This window comes from Fictibacillus sp. 18YEL24, assembly GCF_015903855.1.
In the GTDB taxonomy this organism is placed as follows: domain Bacteria; phylum Bacillota; class Bacilli; order Bacillales; family Fictibacillaceae; genus Fictibacillus; species Fictibacillus phosphorivorans_C.
Map to the genome: position 1 here is coordinate 179,329 of NZ_JACZDT010000004.1, position 18,513 is coordinate 197,841.

General features: G+C 38.7%; 14 protein-coding genes and 1 riboswitch. Of the genes, 11 read left to right on the forward strand and 3 right to left on the reverse strand.

What is annotated here, in order from left to right:
* Positions 1-109: 109 nt before the first annotated feature.
* Positions 110-1,468 (forward strand): magnesium transporter, encoded by a 1,359-nt coding sequence (gene mgtE, locus HU823_RS14110; protein WP_171005480.1) that lies wholly within the window; start codon positions 110-112, stop codon positions 1,466-1,468.
* Positions 1,469-1,699: 231 nt separating this feature from the next.
* Here mgtE and HU823_RS22150 read toward each other — a convergent pair whose 3' ends face one another.
* Positions 1,700-1,825 carry a hypothetical protein gene (locus HU823_RS22150; RefSeq protein ID WP_255548974.1) on the reverse strand — a complete coding sequence of 42 codons (126 nt, stop codon included), beginning with the start codon at positions 1,823-1,825 and terminating at the stop codon, positions 1,700-1,702.
* Between the two features lie 136 nt (positions 1,826-1,961).
* On the opposite strand from HU823_RS22150, the gene HU823_RS14115 reads away from it, so the two are divergent.
* A complete protein-coding gene (locus tag HU823_RS14115; RefSeq protein ID WP_197222473.1) occupies positions 1,962-2,789 on the forward strand; it encodes a GNAT family N-acetyltransferase in 828 nt (275 codons plus the stop codon).
* A gap of 332 nt (positions 2,790-3,121) precedes the next feature.
* On the opposite strand, the gene HU823_RS14120 is transcribed toward HU823_RS14115, so the two are convergent.
* Together HU823_RS14120 and HU823_RS14125 are read right to left on the reverse strand one after the other, a co-directional pair.
* Positions 3,122-4,738 carry an MDR family MFS transporter gene (locus HU823_RS14120; protein ID WP_144701269.1) on the reverse strand — a complete coding sequence of 539 codons (1,617 nt, stop codon included), beginning with the start codon at positions 4,736-4,738 and terminating at the stop codon, positions 3,122-3,124.
* Between the two features lie 70 nt (positions 4,739-4,808).
* A complete protein-coding gene (locus HU823_RS14125; protein ID WP_231607465.1) occupies positions 4,809-5,246 on the reverse strand; it encodes a MarR family winged helix-turn-helix transcriptional regulator in 438 nt (145 codons plus the stop codon).
* Between the two features lie 272 nt (positions 5,247-5,518).
* Here HU823_RS14125 and HU823_RS22215 point away from each other — a divergent pair, with 272 nt between their 5' ends.
* From HU823_RS22215 to addA, 9 genes are all read left to right on the forward strand, one after another.
* Complete coding sequence (locus HU823_RS22215) at positions 5,519-6,175, forward strand: N-acetylmuramoyl-L-alanine amidase (protein WP_305069404.1); 657 nt, start codon at positions 5,519-5,521, stop codon at positions 6,173-6,175.
* 171 nt (positions 6,176-6,346) lie between these two features.
* Complete coding sequence (locus HU823_RS22220; RefSeq protein WP_137789931.1) at positions 6,347-7,180, forward strand: STAS domain-containing protein; 834 nt, start codon at positions 6,347-6,349, stop codon at positions 7,178-7,180.
* Positions 7,181-7,275: 95 nt separating this feature from the next.
* Positions 7,276-7,485, forward strand: coding sequence for a hypothetical protein (locus tag HU823_RS14140; RefSeq protein ID WP_197222474.1), 210 nt, complete (start codon positions 7,276-7,278; stop codon positions 7,483-7,485).
* 16 nt (positions 7,486-7,501) lie between these two features.
* A complete protein-coding gene (locus tag HU823_RS14145) occupies positions 7,502-7,861 on the forward strand; it encodes a hypothetical protein (protein WP_144701265.1) in 360 nt (119 codons plus the stop codon).
* A gap of 107 nt (positions 7,862-7,968) precedes the next feature.
* A complete protein-coding gene (locus HU823_RS14150; RefSeq protein ID WP_231607466.1) occupies positions 7,969-8,607 on the forward strand; it encodes a serine/threonine protein kinase in 639 nt (212 codons plus the stop codon).
* 93 nt (positions 8,608-8,700) lie between these two features.
* Positions 8,701-8,789, forward strand: a riboswitch (cyclic di-GMP riboswitch).
* A gap of 186 nt (positions 8,790-8,975) precedes the next feature.
* The gene (locus HU823_RS14155) at positions 8,976-9,926 is read left to right on the forward strand and encodes a GGDEF domain-containing protein (RefSeq protein WP_197222475.1); all 951 of its coding nucleotides are present in this window, start codon (positions 8,976-8,978) and stop codon (positions 9,924-9,926) included.
* Positions 9,927-9,995: 69 nt separating this feature from the next.
* Positions 9,996-11,069, forward strand: coding sequence for a GGDEF domain-containing protein (locus HU823_RS14160; protein WP_197222476.1), 1,074 nt, complete (start codon positions 9,996-9,998; stop codon positions 11,067-11,069).
* A 203-nt stretch (positions 11,070-11,272) separates the two neighbouring features.
* Positions 11,273-14,776 carry a helicase-exonuclease AddAB subunit AddB gene (gene addB / locus HU823_RS14165; RefSeq protein WP_197222477.1) on the forward strand — a complete coding sequence of 1,168 codons (3,504 nt, stop codon included), beginning with the start codon at positions 11,273-11,275 and terminating at the stop codon, positions 14,774-14,776.
* Positions 14,773-18,510 (forward strand): helicase-exonuclease AddAB subunit AddA, encoded by a 3,738-nt coding sequence (gene addA / locus HU823_RS14170; protein ID WP_197222478.1) that lies wholly within the window; start codon positions 14,773-14,775, stop codon positions 18,508-18,510. The genes addB and addA overlap by 4 nt, the downstream gene beginning before the upstream one ends.
* Positions 18,511-18,513: the final 3 nt, after the last annotated feature.

An 18,513-nucleotide genomic window follows, 5' to 3' on the forward strand; every position in this document is an offset into this window, starting at 1 on the left:
TTTTGCCTAAGTAATTAAGATCAGAAGAAAAGATTCAATACGATACCATAGTCACAGTTAGAAAAATCACTTATAATGGTGAAGTACTTTTATAAGGAGGTGACGTTCCTTGTTTAAAGAGATGTCAGAGAACCAGATATTATTATATGTCATAAAAAACTTAAAAGAGTTACGAAAAAAAGAATTTCAGCTCTTAATCGATGAACTTCACCCGTATGATATCGCAAATGTTTATAAAAATTTGCCGGAAAAGCACAGACATAAGTTTGTTACGTTTTTAACCACAAGACAGATCGCTTCCTTGATTCAAGAGCTAGAAAGTGACCTTCAGATGGAGATTCTGAACAAACTTGGCATTGAGCGCTCATCTCACATCATGAACTTAATGGAGAATGATGATTTAGCGGACCTTCTTGGTAACTTGGATGTTAATGAGATTCAAGATTTTCTGTCTTCCATGAAAGCAGATGAATCCAAAACGGTTCAAAGCCTTATGCAATATGATTCAGATACAGCTGGTGGTATTATGACCAACCGGTTCGTATGGATTCCGCAAGTTTATACGGTTAGAGATGCGGTTGAAAAGCTAAAAACTTTCGCCGGTTTTGCAGAGAATATTTATTACTTATATGTAATTGATGATGATAGAAAGCTTGTTGGTGTAGTGTCTTATCGTGATCTGTTATTAGCAGAGATGGATGAGAAGATCGAGGAAATCATGTACAGCAGGGTTATCTCCGTACCCGCAGAGACAGACCAAGAAGAAGTAGCGCGTACAATTGAGCGCTACGACTTTATAGCTGTCCCTGTAACGGATGAACATGATCGTTTGATCGGGATTGTTACAGTCGATGATGTGCTAGATGTATTAATTGAAGAAGCTAATGAAGACATCGAGAAGTTATCGGCAACAGGTAAATCCATTGATTTTCAGACAAGTGCCCTTGTAGCTTCCTATAGAAGACTGCCTTGGCTTATTTTACTTCTGTTTATTGGAATCTTATCTGGTAGTATCATAAGCACGTTTGAAGGAACGATCGAACGCGCGGTTGCACTTACGTACTTTATGCCAATGATTGCAGGTATGACAGGGAATACGGGCACACAATCTCTTGCAGTAGTTGTTCGTGGACTTGTATCGCATGACATTGATCGGCCGACCATTATGAAATTAATACTCCGAGAATTTGGTGTTGGGTTTATTATAGGAATTACTTGCGGAATTTTGATATCAATCGTTGCTTTCTTATGGAAAGGCAATCTAATATTGGGGCTTGTTGTAGGTAGTTCATTATTCTTTACATTGATAATTGGTACACTTGCTGGAACACTTATTCCGTTATTACTATACAGGTTTAAGATTGACCCAGCGGTAGCATCTGGACCTCTTATCACAACATTGAATGATATTTTTTCACTCTTGGTATACTTTGGTACAGCAACAATGTTTCTGTCTCATCTTCTTTAAAAAATATTAAAGTGAAGTTAAGTCGTATTAAAAAATAGTGTATAAATAAAAAATCAGTCTTCTGACTGGTTTTTTATTTTTTTAGGCTGTTTTCATAAACTTTGTTGCTTTTGGAAGTGTTGATTTCCGTTCCAGGCTGCTCGCTTTCCACGGGGCAGGCGGTGAGCCACATTCGTACGTTTCACTCTTAAGTGTCTCAGCTGTCTAGTTGCAGTGGCTAGCCCCTCGAGGTCAAAAGTTAAACGGTCTGTGATGAGCAAAGTGCGCCTTCATAGCCCATTCAACTTTTGCTTGTCGGGGCTGAACGAGCCACTTCCACTTTTCAAACTGGCCGCCTGTCCCGTAGGAGTCTCGCACCTTCCACTCCAATCAATTTTCAAAGGTGACAAGGAGTTCAAAGCAACAATCTTTTAGAAAAGAGCGTTTTTTTAAAAAAATGTTGCATTTTTCCAATTCGCATATACAATTAAACAAAATAAGGAGGAGAATAGAGATGATAGTTAAGTTGGATCAAACGTGGCATGAAAAAGTTATGGACTATTTGAGTGAAGAACCTGCGCTGAACTTATTCATTATTGCTGATATTGAGAATTTTGGTTATGAAACAGATTCTCAAGACATCTGGGCAGATGTTGAGGAGAACGGGGCGATCACAGGCATTCTTCTTCGTTATAAAGGAAACTACCTTCCTTACGCAAAAGGGGAGATTAATGCAAAAGCTTTTTCAGAGATTATCAATAAAGATAAAAGTTATGAGATGCTTTCTGGTAAAAAGGAAATCGCGGACCAGTTTACTCCTTATTTACAGTTTGAGCGAACAAAAGAACTATATTTTGCCGAACTAAAAGATGCAAAATCATTAAAGAAAAATATATCAAGAGAAAACATTTTACAAGCAGAGCTTAAAGATGTTGATAGCCTCATGGAATTAAAATATTTGATCAAAGAATTCTCAATTGGAAAAACAGCTAAAGAAAGCTTGGAGCAAGCATTATCCACCAAAACAGGACGCACTTATTTTATAAGAGAAGAGGATACCATTGTTTCTTGTGCATCCTCTACGGCAGAAAATTCATTGTCAGCGATGATTGTCGGCGTGTGTTCACACCCTGAAAAAAGAAACAAAGGATATGCTTCACTTTGTATGGAAGCGCTATGCTACGATATTTTAGCTGAAGGGAAAACGCTCTGTCTGTTCTATGATAATCCAAAAGCAGGCTCCATTTATAAACGTTTAGGATTTTATGATATTGGTCATTGGAGTATGAACTACGCACTCCGAACAGCTGATTCAAAAAAACAGCAGGAAAAAGTGTTATAAGCATTAACACTAGTGAAAACTGATAAAGAAACGCTCTTTTCTAAAAGATTGTTGCTTTTAACCTCTGACAGTTAATTGGAGTAGAAGGTGCTTGCCTATCGCCTGAAATACATTTCGCAAGGCATGCGATGAGGAAACTTACTCCGCTAGCATTAACTTGTAGATGCAGGAGCAAGGAGCATAATGTGGCTCACCGCCTGCCTCGTGGAAAGCGAGCAGCCAGGAACGGAAATAAACACTACAAAAGCAACAAAGTTTACGAAAATAACTTAAGGAAATAATGAAAAGACGGCAGAATCGACATCTTTCGATTCTGCCGTCTTTCTCTTTTGTTAACCAAGCTTCCGTTCTTCGGCTTGTTCATTTGACGCATTCTTTTCTTCATTAGAAGTTCTTAATGGAATTTCTTTTAAGAAGAAGAAGGTGAGTATGAATGCTGTGCCAATAACGATTGCACCAGTTAAGAAAACGCCGTTTAATGCATAACTCAAAGACTCACGCAGTATACCAAGTACTTGTTTAATAACGTTTAAAGATTCAGGTGGTAAAGCACTGAATTTTTCTATAACAGCTTCTTGGTTCAGCAAGACTTGAGGGTTCGCGAGCTCTTTAATCTGCTCGCCCATCTCAGGTGTAACACTAGGTGAAGACGCGACTAGCTTTTGAGACTCTTTATTAAAGTGGTCTGCTAGAGAGTTATTCATTACACTCCCCATAATGGAAACACCAATCGTACCTCCAAGCTGTCTGAACAGTTGAACAGAAGAGGTCGCAACACCTAAGTACTTATGTTCAATCGCGTTCTGTACGGTTAAGGTGAAAATCGGAAACGCGATTCCAAGTCCTGACCCAACGAGAATCATATTAAAGATTGCTGTCGTATTAGTCGTTTGCGTATCCATAAAATGCATGCTCGTCATTCCACTGACCATAATGAATAATCCCAGCATAGCTAATTTCTTGTATTTTCCTGTTTTTGTAATGATCTGTCCGCTTATCGTGCTTCCTGCAACCATAGCAAGTGTTAATGGCATCATGACAAAGCCGGATTTTGTAGCAGATGTTCCCATTACTCCTTGTATGAAAAAAGGCATATACATGATCGATCCAAACATGCCTGCTCCTAAAAAGAACCCGATGATGTTAGACACGGTGAACACTTTATTTTTGAACATATCAAGCGGTAGCACAGGACTTGATACACGCTTTTCTGTTAGCACAAATAAAAAGAAAGCTACGATTGTTACAGTAAACAGTCCGATGATCTCTGGAGATGCCCAATCATATTGATTTCCTGCCCAAGTGAATGAAAGGAGAAGAGGAACCATTGTTAACGTTAGTAACAATGAACCTGTGTAATCGATGGATTCCTTCTCTTTTCTTTGAACAGAAGGAAATAAAAAATATATAGCGGCAAAAGCGACAAGACCAAAGGGGAGAAAGATCCAGAATACCCAATGCCAATGAAAGTGATCGACGATGTATCCTCCTAAAGTTGGACCAAACACGCTTGCTAAACCAAAAACACTGCTCATAATTCCTTGCCATCTGCCACGTTCGCGAGGGGGGAATAGATCACCGACTGCTGTGAAAGCCGTCGACATGATCATACCTCCACCAAAACCTTGAACCCCTCTATATAAGATAAGTTCAAAGATACTTTCGGAAATGCCGCATAAAAGGGATCCTGCAGTAAACACACCGATTCCTAAGAGGATAAATGGCTTTCTACCGTAAATGTCTGATAGTTTTCCAACTAATATTGCTGTGATACTTGAAGTGAGCATGAAAATCGTGAAAACCCAGCTGTAGTATTCTATTCCTCCAAGATCAGCAATGATTTTTGGTAAAGAAGTACCAACAATGGTTTGGTTTAACGCTGCAAAAAGCATAGCAGACATGATGGAAAGCATTATAATTACTTTTCGCCGCATTTCTAGATGTTCCATGCATCATCCTCCTATTCATGTTGTAAATATTTCACAATATGAAATAATTTCGAAAAGTAAAACTGCTCCACTAATCAAGCAGTTTTATTGAAGAATCTATCATTCGCTTTATGTCTTCATCTGTTAATGCAGCAAACTTTTTTTCCAGGTAGTTATTCTTAATGTTATCCATTTTTCGTGCGATTTCTCTACCATCTTCAGTAATTTCTAAATAGACGATCCGACGGTCTGAATCTGATCGTACACGCTGAATGTAGTTCTTGCCAACAAGCCGATCCGTCACTGCGGTAATATGGCTTGATGAAACTTTTAATTCATTAGCGATTTCTGAAGCCATTAAAGGACTTTGAATAAATAAAGTCTGAAGAACAGCAAACTCATTGCTTGGAATATAATCTGAGTACACTTCGTTTAAGCCTTTTCTTAACGTGCGAAAAAGTCTGCGTAAGCTCATTTCCAATTCTCGCTCTAACTCATTTCTTAATGGGGTTTGTTCTCTATTTTCCATTTTAACACCCTTGCTTTTTGTTTCTTCTTCTACTAGTATATGATAATTTATATTTAATAAGAAAGAAAGTAAAAGGTTTAGGGAGAAACGGATTATGAAAAATTCAACGTTATTTTTTGTGCTTCTAGGTTTTGGCTTTTTGATTGGAGCAGCTTATTGGGTTTGGGCGATCACAACACAATCACAACCAGGTGGAATGTAAAGAAGGGCCGTAATGGCTCTTTTTTTGTAAAATTATACACTTCTATTGTAAATAAATAGGAGGTGTATGTATGAAAGAAAAATTTCAGATTACAAATCAATTTTTAAAGAAAGAATGGAAGCAGCGTCCAGGAGGTAATCGTATACCGCGCTTTGCGGTTGCACACGACACTGGGAATCCCGACTCAACGGCCAAACAGAACTATGAATATTTCAATAGCAGACACCTAGAGGCTTCTGCGCACGTATTCATAGATGATAAACAAATATTGGTAATCATTCCATTGCATGAAAGAGCTTGGCACGTTCGCTCTAACGTATCAGATGCGAATGAATGGGGAATAGGGGTTGAGTTATGCTATGGTCCATCCATAGATTTTAACAAAGCTTACAGCCGTTATGTATGGTTTTTTGCCTATTTATGTGACATGTATCAATGGGATCCTGCTCGGAACATAAAAGGTCACTTTCAACTGGACCCAAAAAGAAGGACAGATCCTTTAAATTGTTTTCACCGATACGGTAAGACATTTCCATTCTTTATTGAAGATGTAAAGTATGAGTTAAAAAAATTTGTTGTTCATCAGAATGAGTTTAAAGAGCTTGTTACTGCAGAAGGAAAACTTTATAAAGTGCAGATTGGAGCATTCTCATCTAGAGAAAATGCCGAGATTCTTTCTCGAAAAGCTAAATCTGCAGGATTTGATGTTCATATCGATCACTCTTAAAAACAATATATGGTAAAACGGCTTTGCGATGTGTTGATTTTTGATTTCAGGTCGCTCGCTTTCCGATCGGCAGGCTATTTTTTTGTGAGAATAGGTTTTAAGTACACAAATTAATGGTAAATAAGTTGGAGGTATGCCATTTTTTGTGTACATAGGGGGAAGCAGTAGAACATGGAGCAACAATTGAGGGTATTAGGAAAAAAAATCATTGAGCATAAATATGATCTATCAAAGAAAATTGATGAGGTGCGCGTATCACTTGGTGAGCATCCTACAGAGCAAACGGAATTTGTGTTAAACCTCCGTGGAGAACTATTTTCATACTTTGGAAAAGCTCTTTATGAAGATAAGAAAACATCACAAGAGCATTTTATTAAATGGGGAAGAAAAAATGGCGAGCTTGCTGTTCAGCATGAAGTTCCACTGGACAAAGCATTAAGCAGTACCAGATACTATAGAATGGTGCTTTGGGATTTCATACGTAACGAAATTAGTAATGAAAAATTCAGCGTTGAAACCATTTTGAAAGCCGCCTCTATCATCGACCCATTTCTAGATGAAACGGTCCATGCTTTTAGTGTCGCATATGTTGAGAATAATAATCGTGTACTTGGATTGGCTAGAGAGGCAATTGAAGAGTTGTCTGTTCCCGTTGTCAGGCTGACAAGAGCGGTTGCGGTTCTCCCGCTTGTAGGAACGATCGATACGCATCGCTCTAAGTTAATTATGGAAACTTCTCTTCAAAAATGCATGGAATTACAGATTGAACATCTATTTATCGATCTATCTGGTGTAGCCGTGATTGATACGATGGTCGCTCATAATTTATTTAAGGTAATAAATTCTCTTAAGCTTTTAGGTGTAAATGTAACCTTAAGCGGGATGCGTCCTGAACTTGCTCAGACTGTCGTTTCGCTAGGAATTAGTTTCGAAGGATTTTCAATTGCTGGAAACTTGTATCAGGAGCTTGAAGCAATGGGGATTCGACCTCAAAAAAATAAATAAACCACAAATACTTGCCTACTTAAAAAGGCAGGTATTTTTTTCTAGTATAAAAAGAACGTTTGTTCGCATATAATATAAAAAAAGGAGGTTGCTTCATGACTAACTTATTAATGAGATGCATAAGAGAACGAGTTGGAATCGAAATGATCTACCTCTCACAAAAGGGTGATATCTCGCACCGTTTTGTCATTCCGTACTCTTTTGATGATCATATCATCAAAGGTTATTGTTCAGCAAAAAAACAGATTCGAAGTTTTCACATAAGAAACATATTATCTGTACATTCACGTTTTTTGTCTTCTTAAGATTGGAGGGATCGTCGTGCAATATGGAAGCGAAGAAGAGCGTTCGCTTATTGAAAAATTTGTAATGTATCCGATTTTACTTACCGTGTTTAATCGCGATCTACAGATTATTAACGGCTCTCCTTTTAAACTGAGACAGCCATACGTTGCACTAGTGGAGCAAATAATGAATCAAATCAGCAAAGATCTATATGATGTAAGAATTGAACTGAGAAAACGAAGAATTAAAGTAATGGATGCACAACGCGAGGATGATATTACAGAATATGAGATCTTTATTAGGGGTTATCGTGAAATTATGAGATTTCCGAACATTCATCTAAAAAATAAAGCAGAAACACTAATGCTTTCTTATCTACAAGTGACAATTGAATAAAGGATAAAGCGTGCAAGTTTCATTTTCTATAACATCTGTATACAATGAACGTATTGCAAAGACATAAGATGATGATAATAGGATTAGAATTTGAATTGAGGAACGCTATGGAACACTTTATCCAGCTAGCCAGACAATTAAACAATCAGATTATGATAGAAAGCCGTAGCCCATTTGATCCGGTTTGCCCAGTAAATACTCCATTCCCTTGGAAGATGTTAGGTTGTGGGAACTATGCAGCGGTTTTTTCTCATCCTGCTCATCCTGATTATGTTGTAAAGATCTATGGCAGGGATGAGCACGGATTATTAGAAGAAAAGAAAGTATATGATCGATTAGGCAAACACCCTGGATTTTCTGTTTGCTATCATTCGGAACAGCGTTTTTTAATTTTAAAACGCATTGAAGGAATGACTCTATATGACTGTGTGCATAAAGGGATAAAGATCCATGAGAATGTCATTTACGACATAGATGAAGCAGTGAGACATGCGAGAGATAAAGGGTTGTTTCCTAATGATGTGCATGGGAAAAATGTGATGATATCTAATAACAGAGGAATTATTGTAGACGTTTCTGATTTTAGTGGATACGAAACGTGCAGGAAATGGAAAGATCTGCGCAAGGCTTATTTCACCATTTATAAGAAATCTCTGTATCACTTTCCTATAAAGATTCCTTATTTTGTTTTGAATGGTGTAAGGATGGGGTATAGGTACTACAGGAAGTTAAAAATATCCAAATAGAAAGGTCTAAAATAATAGGTCTAATGAATCATTAAAATCATTGGCATAAATTGCCTTAGTAGGATATAATAACTATAAATCAATAGAAACCTTTGTTATTAAGGGCAAACCAGTTGAAAAGCTGGGACGCAAAGCTATGGGCCTAAAGTATGGTTAACATGCAATGGCAGCCGGTTGCCAAAGGGAAACGGACTTAGTTTAGACACAGGTGTTTCTATGAAGTTTTTTTCCGAAGAGTGAAGTTTTTTACACTTTAGAGATTAAGCACTCATAGAGGTTAAACGTATCTGAACATAAATGGAAGCCATTCCCTTTATTAGGTGATGGCTTTTTGTATGTAATTTTTGAGGAATTTGAGGGGTTGTAGAATGGAAAATTTCCAACTAGACTTACGCGCACTCAAAAAAAACTTGTTGCCAGAATTTATGAAGTCTATTCCCGCTATGATACATACACACAAAGAGCATCTACGAAAAAATGAAGACTTTCATACGTTTCTAAACGGTTTTGTTGAGCAATATGAAAAGGTATTAGAGAAGTTTTTACGCGGAATCGTGCATGCTGTATTTTTAGAAGAAGATCGATTCGAGTCCTTTTTAAAACAAGGAGAGCAAAAAGCATTTTCATCAGGTATTCATTTTTTAAGACATCAACGAATTCCTCATCAAGCATTAGCATGTTTTACGACGAGTATTAGTGAATCTGTTTTACTTGAAGTGAAAAAAGCAACGATAAACGAGCCATTAGTCATACAGCTATTTATGTTGGATCGTTGGAATCGGATTTCTCATCGAGCTGTAACAGGCTTTCTAAGTGGTTTCTCCTCTCAACAATTCAAAGACCTTAAGGAGATTAGCATTCGCGATCCGTTAACAAATCTGTACAATCGCCGATATTTTTATGATTGTTTAGAAAAAGAGCTTACAAAAGCACACAGACTTAAACTTCCTCTTACACTTGTCATGTTTGATATCAATAATTTTAAATGTATCAATGATGAGCTAGGACATCACGCAGGTGATGAAATTCTTCAGCAGATCGCAGAACTTTCTAAACGATTAAAATTGTTCTCTGGATTTAGGTTTGGCGGAGATGAATTTGTTTTTCTATTGCCAGGAATCACTGAGGATGAAGCATATATCTTAATAGAAAAGTTAGAGAGCCAGCTTATCGTTTGGAATGAATCGATTTCATTAGCATATGGTGCCATAGAACTGCTTGCAGATGCATGCGAGAACATCGATTATTATCTTCAGCTTGCGGATGAGCGGATGTATACCAATAAAAGAGCAAGAAGTGAGAATAAATCATTCATTTGAACAAAATGAATAAAGGGCCTTTCTGCTATTTGATTTAGCAGATCGTAAAATGCAAAGGAAGATGACTGCATGAAAGATTCATTTACGATTACTGAACACCGTTCTGAAACAATATCTTCTTTACTACGGTGGTTCTTCTTAATACTTTGTGTACCTGTTTTTTATTATCAACCTATTTCAAGTGTGCTGAAATATGAAACGGATACCTTTCCGATTCTCTTCATAATTGGGATCCTATATATGACATCCACACAAATTGTATTGCATCAATTGCCTGAGACGTCTTTGTACTACCGTGTTTTTACTAGAGGTGGAATAGTTTTTGATTGCCTTGCTTATGCTTGGCTGATGCAGCTAACTGGCGGAGCTGACAGCCCGTTTGTTTCTGTTGGCTATTTAATCGTTATTCATGCCGCTCTATATTGGAGGTTAAGGGGAGCCCTAATAGTAGGAACAGCGAGTTTTGTCATCCTCTCTTACTTTTTCATAAGAGATAGCGGGTATATGAACACGCTTTCTAACTTTGAATTTTTAATGAAAAGCATCTTTTTATGGTTGATCGCTTTTTACGGAGGTGTGATTGCTTCAAAAGAAAGACAACATTATCTTGAGAAGAATATGTATCAGCTTCAATCTGAACAAGACTATTTAACGGGTCTCTTGAATCATCGGAAATTTCAAGAAGACGTTTTGGAAAGAACAAAACACAATAAGCCCTTTACACTTGTTTTATGTGATATTGATCGTTTTAAATGGTTTAATGATCAGCACGGTCATTTGATTGGTGATGAAGTGCTGAAGCTTGTTGGTTCAACGTTTAAACGCTTCATATCTTTAAAGGAGGGAGAAGCGTATCGTTATGGTGGAGAAGAGTTTGCCTGGATTCTCCATACAACATCTAGAACAGAAGTGGAAAATACGATTGAGACGATTAATAAGCATTTAGAAACATTTCCTTATATGTCAGATGATGGAGCTTTACCTGTTACACTCAGCTATGGAATTGCAAGCTATATAGAAGGCGAAAAACCTTCACAGATCATCCAAAGAGCAGATGTGCTTTTATATGAAGCGAAGGCAGCAGGAAGAAATACATGTAAATTAGATATGGTCAGAATAAAGGAAAATCAGCTAACGATGTAGCGGTTTTCCTTTTTTCTTTCCTCAGTCTTTCTTGTCTAACATGTAATCATGTAATTTACCATTCACGGGCATGATTCGATTTATTACTATCCTATAAATACCAGGAGGAAGTGGTTGTTTTTCGGGGTACGAGCCTTTGATGTCCTAATAGATTATGAGATAATAGAGTTAGAATTCAAGTGCGGAACAGGGGATGAACAAAAATGAGTTTGCAATTTATTTTGGGACGATCCGGCAGCGGAAAGTCCCACTCTGTATTTAAGGAGATTCAAAGAGAACTTACAGACCGTCCTTCAGGCAATCCGATCATCTATCTTGTACCAGATCAGATGACCTTTCAATCAGAGTATAAGCTAGCCACAACGCCAGGATTATCGGGAATGATGCGTGCGCAAGTCTTTAGTTTCTCAAGGCTTGCTTGGCGTATTCTTGGCGAGACCGGTGGTTTAACAAGAATGCACATCACATCTACCGGAATAAGAATGATGCTTCGGAAAATCGTCGAGCACAAAAAAGAAGATCTTAAAATCTTTCGAAAAGCCTCTGAACAAAGTGGTTTTTACGAACTGCTTGAGTTAATGACTACAGAACTTAAGCGATATTGTGTTTCAGCAGAAGATCTTTCGTGGAATGCTGATACACTTCTTTCTATTGGACAAAAAGAAAATAATAAAAAAGTACTTCAAGATAAATTGTCAGATCTAAGTGTCATTTCGAGTTCCTTGGATGAAGCACTAATTGGGAAGTATGTAGATTCAGAAGATTACCTGCGTCTCCTCCAAGCTAAGATTCCTTTTTCTGAGAGCATTAAGGAAAGTGAAATTTACATAGATGGATTTCATTCTTTTACCCCCCAAGAATTAGAAGTTACGGCGGGATTACTGGCTCATGCCAAGAAAGTGACCATTGCACTTACGACCGATGAATTCTTAACTTCGGAATCTGAGCCTCATGAGCTAGATTTGTTTTATATGACTAAAAAGACTACACAGTCACTAACAACACAAGCAAAAGAACTGGGTGTTTTCGTGGAGGAACCGATCTATCTTCATGAGAAGCCAAAATTTAATTCAAGTGCCATCGCTCACATCGAGGATCAGTATGATCGAAGACCGGCCATCTCGTCAGCCAAACATGAAGGTGTTGGAGTAGCGGCGGCAGTAAATGTTCGATCAGAAGTTGAGGGAGCAGCAAGAAAAATCATTGAACTCGTTCGTGACCAAGGTTATCGATATCGCGATATCGCTGTAACAGTCCGAAATTCGGGTAGTTATCAAACACTGATCGAAACGGTATTCACAGATTATGAAATACCTGTTTTTCTCGATCAAAAAAAATCTATGCTCCACCATCCACTGATTGAGCTGATCCGTTCCTCATTAGACATTGTCTTAAAGAATTGGCGCTATGAGTCCGTGTTTCGAGCCGTTAAAACAGACATGCTCTATCCGCTTGACGAGATAAGAAAAACGACATCTGAGATGAGACGTTGTATGGATGAACTTGAAAACTATGTGTTAGCACTTGGTATCCAAGGCAAAAGGTGGACAGATCCAAAACCTTGGAAATATAAAAGATTTAGAGGGTTCGAATCAGAAGATTTTGGAAAGACAACACGTGACGATGAAAAGGAACAACTGATCAATGACATGCGGGATATGATTGTATCTCCATTGAGTCGTCTATCTAAAAATCTATCAAACAGTAAAAGTATCATCCAATATTGTAAAAGTCTTTATCAGTATCTTGAAGATCTCAATGTGCCGATGAAACTGGAACGCATGAGAATTCATGCGGAATCAGCAGGGAAACTACGAGCAGCATCTGAACATGGTCAAGTTTGGAATGCGGTGTTAGGTCTTCTCGATGAGATGGTAGAGTTGACTGGCGAGGAAGAACTTTCAAAAGAGACGTGGATGCAAATGCTTGAAACAGGACTTGAAAGCCTTAAGTTCGCTCTTGTTCCTCCTTCTCTAGATCAAGTGTTAGTAGGAACGATGGAAAGATCTCGTTTCACGGATGTAAAAGTAAATTTTGTTCTCGGCGTAAACGATGGAATCATTCCGTTAAAACCAAAAGACGATGGATTACTTTCAGAAGACGAGAGAGAAGCTCTTGATAGAAACGGTGTTGTGCTTGCACCGACTGCTCGCAGAAAGCTGCTAGATGAGCAGTTTATGATCTATCTGGCGTTAACGAATGGAAGTGACCATCTGTTTGTTTCGTATGCCCTAGCAGACGAGGAAGGGAAAACGATGCAGCCTTCAATGGTCATACAGCGGTTGCACGACCTTTTCCCAGATTTAAAGGAAGAACTTTATCAAAACGAACCTGCTTTACAAAATGATATGGATTTTGTGCAGCATCCGATAAAAAGTGTCTCTTTTTTAAGTGCACAGCTTAGAGAATGGAAAAAAGGCTATCCGATCTCTTCCGTTTGGTGGGATGTATACAATTGGGTGATCGAAGACAACGAGTATGATTTCTATGCAAAGCGTGCTCTGTCTTCTCTGTTCTATTTTAATCGAGAAGCACCTCTCAGTTCATCTGTATCAAAAGACCTTTACGGCGATAAAATCTTAACGAGCATCTCAAGGATGGAGCTTTTTCAGTCGTGTCCATTCTCTCAGTTCATGTCGTACGGACTTAAGCTAAAGGAACGGCAAATGTACAAGCTTGAAGCTCCTGATATCGGACAGCTTTTTCATGCAGCTTTAAAACAGATGAATGACTCACTTCAGCAAAGAAGCTTAGCATGGGGTGATCTTTCAAAGGGAGATTGTTATCGCTTAGCAGGAGATATTGTTGAACTTTTGGCACCACAGCTTCAGCATGAGATTCTGTTAAGTTCCAACAGACATCTCTATATTAAGAAGAAGTTAAAAGAAGTAGTCGGAAAAGCTTCGCACATATTAAGTCAGCACGCAAAGGCGAGTGGTTTCACACCTGCAGGTCTTGAACTAGCATTCGCTTCTGGTGCAACATTGCCGCCATTAACCTATAAATTGCCGAATGGCACGACGATGGAAGTGATCGGACGTATCGATCGTGTTGATACAGCCAAAAGTTCTAAAGGACTTCTAATGCGTGTGATTGACTATAAATCCAGCTCAACAGGACTTAACTTAGCAGAGTTATATCATGGCATTGCTCTGCAGATGCTGACTTATCTAGATGTTGCGGTCACACATTCAGAAAGCTGGCTAGGTGAAGAGTCCGTTCCAGCAGGCGTTCTGTATTTCCATGTTCACAACCCGCTTTTAAATCAAAAAAAACTGCTTAGTGTGGAAGAAATCGAAAAAGAAGTGTTAAAGAAGTTTAAGATGAAAGGTTTAGTCCTTGCTGAGGAAGAAGCCGTTCAACTTATGGACAGTACAATGGAAAAGCGTTCTTCTATCATTCCTGTCGCTCTAACTCAAAAAGGATTTCATAAATCACATTCATCAGTAGCCTCAAGAGAGCATTTTGACACGATGCGAAAACATGCACGTAAGATGGCTGTGAATAGTGGAGAAGGGATTACAAACGGAGTGATTGATATCTCTCCATATGAGATGAAGAAAAAAACACCTTGTACGTTCTGTTCGTATAAACCTGTTTGTCAGTTTGATCAAACACTTGAAGAGAACCAATACCGTCAACTTCGTTCAGAAAAAGATGATGTTATTCTAGAAAAAATGCATGAGGAAGGAGGAAATGTGAATTGAAGACTTTGATCCCAAAACCAGAAGGTGCAACATGGACGGACGAACAGTGGCAAGCTATTCATGCCAGAGGAGAAAATGTTCTCGTTGCTGCAGCAGCTGGATCGGGTAAAACAGCTGTCCTTGTAGAAAGAATCATCACGATGATACGTGAAAAGGTTGCGGATGTAGACCGTTTGCTTATCGTTACATTCACAAATGCTGCCGCTGCTGAAATGAGAAAAAGAATAGGAGAAGCGATCGATAAAGAACTGTCTTTAAATCCTTCATCTCTCCACTTAAGAAGGCAGCTTAACTTATTAAACAAAGCATCGATCTCTACTCTTCATTCTTTTTGTATTGAGGTGCTTCGTAAACACTATTATGAAACAGACCTCGATCCAGGTTTTCGTGTGGCAGAAGAAACAGAAGCAGAACTTATTCGTCAAGAAGTGATAGAGGATTTGTTTGAAGAAGAGTATAGCAAAGGAGAAGACCATATTTTTTACCAAGTGGTCGATGCTTATAGTTCTGACCGAAATGATATGGAACTTCAAAAACTAATCTTATCGCTCTATGATTTTGCTCGAAGTCACCCTGATCCGAACGGCTGGCTAGACCAGATGGCAGAAACTTACCAAGTGCAAGCGGCAACCATTGACGATCTTCCTTGGACGAAAGAGCTTTTGATCGATATATCGCTACAGATAGAAGGGCTTCGATCTTTGGCATTAAGAGCGATAGAGCTGAGCGAGCTTTCAGGAGGACCTCTTGCTTACGCCGAAACACTTCAAGAAGATCTCATCTTTATCGAACGATTACTTCGTGCAAAGAATAGCTGGAGTGAGCTTTATGAGGAATTTCAATCATATGAGCCTCCGAAATTAAAAGCCATTCGTGGGAAAGATGTAGATGAAGAACTGAAGAATAAAGTAAAAGCTATGAGAGACAACATTAAAAAACGGACGGGTGCATTAAAAGAAGAATATTTTGAAAGGCATCCTGATTCGTATATCGTTCATATTGAAGAGATGGCTCCTGTTGTTAAAGAACTGTCTTCCTTAGTGAAAAAGTTTGGAGAACGCTATCTTGAAGCGAAGCAAGAAAAGTCTCTTGTTGATTTTGGTGATCTTGAACATTTTTGCCTAGGAATATTAAAAGGTGAAGGATCAACGATGGATGTACCAGTTCCATCTAATGCTGCATTAGAATACAGAGAAAGATTTGTAGAGGTACTAGTCGATGAGTATCAAGATACGAATTTTGTCCAAGAATCCATAGTTCGCTTAGTATCAAAAGATGGAGAAGCAGGAAACATGTTCATGGTAGGTGATGTGAAGCAATCCATCTACCGATTCAGACTAGCAGAACCACTTCTTTTTCTAACTAAGTACAAACAGTTCACGAAAGAAGGCGGCAGCGGCTTACGCATTGACCTTGCAAAAAACTTTAGAAGCCGAAATGGAATTCTGCAAGCTACAAATTATTTGTTCAGACAGATTATGAACGAAACAGTAGGGGAAATTGAGTACAACGATGATGCTGAATTAAAGCTTGGTGCTACTTATTATCCTGAGCAAGAGGGAAAGGAACCAGAACTTCTTCTTATTAATAAAAGTCAGCCTGTAACAGATGAAGAAGGTCTTGAAAATGGAGAAGTAGAAAAATCGGAGCTTGAAACCGTTCAGTTAGAAGCAAGAGTTATAGCAGAAAAAATAAAACAGATCGTAGGAACGACGGGGAACTGTCCACATCTCGTACTTGATAAACATACGAAAAAATTGCGCCCGGCAAAATACAAAGACATCGTTATGTTGTTTCGGGCAACCTCCGTATGGGCACCAGTCATACTAGAAGAATTTAAGCAGCAAGGGATACCTGCTTATGCTGAACTTTCAACTGGCTATTTTGATGCGACGGAGATTCATGTCATGATGTCACTCATGAAGGTGATCGATAACCCTCTGCAAGACATCCCGCTTGCAGCTGTTCTTCGTTCGCCACTTGTCGGAATGACGGGTGAAGAACTTGCAGTGATCAGATTGAAACAAAAACAAGATAATTATTTGGGAGCCGTAGAACTGTATCGTGCTGAAGGAGAAAACGCTCGGATTCAAGAGAAGGTCTCTACTTTCTTAGATCAGCTGGAAAAGTGGCGTCATCAAGCGCGACAAGGATCTCTTTCTGATCTGATCTGGGACATCTACCGAGAAACCGGCTATTTTGATTATGTAGGCGGATTAACCGGCGGAAAACAACGACAAGCCAACTTAAGAGCTTTATATGATCGTGCGAAAATGTATGAAAGTACATCTTTTAGAGGGCTTTTCCGCTTTCTTCGTTTTATTGAAAGAATGCAGGAGCGAGGAAAAGATCTAGGTGCGGCAAGAGCTTTAGGTGAACAAGAAGATGTTGTTCGTGTCATGACGATTCATAAAAGTAAAGGCTTAGAGTTTCCTATTGTATTCGTTGGGGGTATTAACAAACAGTTCAATACAAGAGATCTGAACGAAAAAGTTCTTCTTCATAAAGAACTCGGACTAGGAACTCAATATATAAATCCAGAGTACCGAATTGCCTATCCGACATTGCCGAAGCTTGCGATCGCCGGAAGAAAGAAAATGGAATTGATCGCAGAAGAGATGCGAGTACTATATGTGGCTCTTACACGTGCAAAAGAAAAACTGTACTTAGTCGGCACAGTAAATGACATTGAAAAATCTGTGGATTCATGGAGTGATTCTCTTTATGAAGAAAACTGGATTCTACCAGACTTTGAAAGAGCTGGTGTAAAGAGTTATCTTGATTGGATCGGAAGAGCAGTCATCCGCCATAAGAACGCTGAACCCCTTTTATCGCTGCTAGGAACAGGTGAAAGAGGCAGAGGTGAAGTTTATATAGATGAAACAGATTGGAAGATTGCGGTTCTTCCAGCGAGTCAATATGAAGAGTTAGAAGTGGAAGAGAAAGAAAAACAAGAAGAGTTGCTGAAGCAGTTAGAGAACTATGAAAAAGTGAATCTTGCTTCAGATGACTTTGATGAAGTCGAACGTCGACTCCAATGGCGATATACGAATAAAAATTCAACATACACCCGTTCGAAACAGTCGGTTACAGAAATAAAAAAACAATATCAAGCAGATGAATACAGTTCTACAGAATTAGTAAAAGCCGCCCAACAAGTTATACATGAGCGGCCAAAATTTATGCAAGAAGAACAGTTGAACGCTGCTGAAGTCGGTACAGCAATGCATATGGTCATGCAGCATATTGACTTTAGAAAACCAGCTACATTAGAATCCCTTCAAAATCAGCTTGCAGAAATGGAAACGAAAGAGCTGCTTACAAGAGAACAAGCTCAATATATTCAGCTTTCTCAGATTCAGCAGTTTATAGAAGGGCCACTCGGAAAGAGAATCAAAGAGCATGATTTGAAACGGGAAATTCCGTTTAGTATGGCACTCCCATTATCAGAGATTCAAAGAGGGTGGACAGGCGAAGAAGAACATGTTCTTGTACAAGGTGTCATCGACTGTCTCATAGAAGAAGAAGACGGTTATGTACTGATTGATTATAAAACAGACAAAATCACGAACCGCTTTACAAACGGCTTTACAGGAGCAAGAGAGATCCTGTTCAACCGTTACGAATTGCAGCTCAATTTGTACGCAAAAGCCATTGAAAGAATACTAAAAAAGCCAGCAAAAGAAAGTTATCTTTACTTTTTTGATGGTGGACACATTCTTCAAGTGAAATAAGGA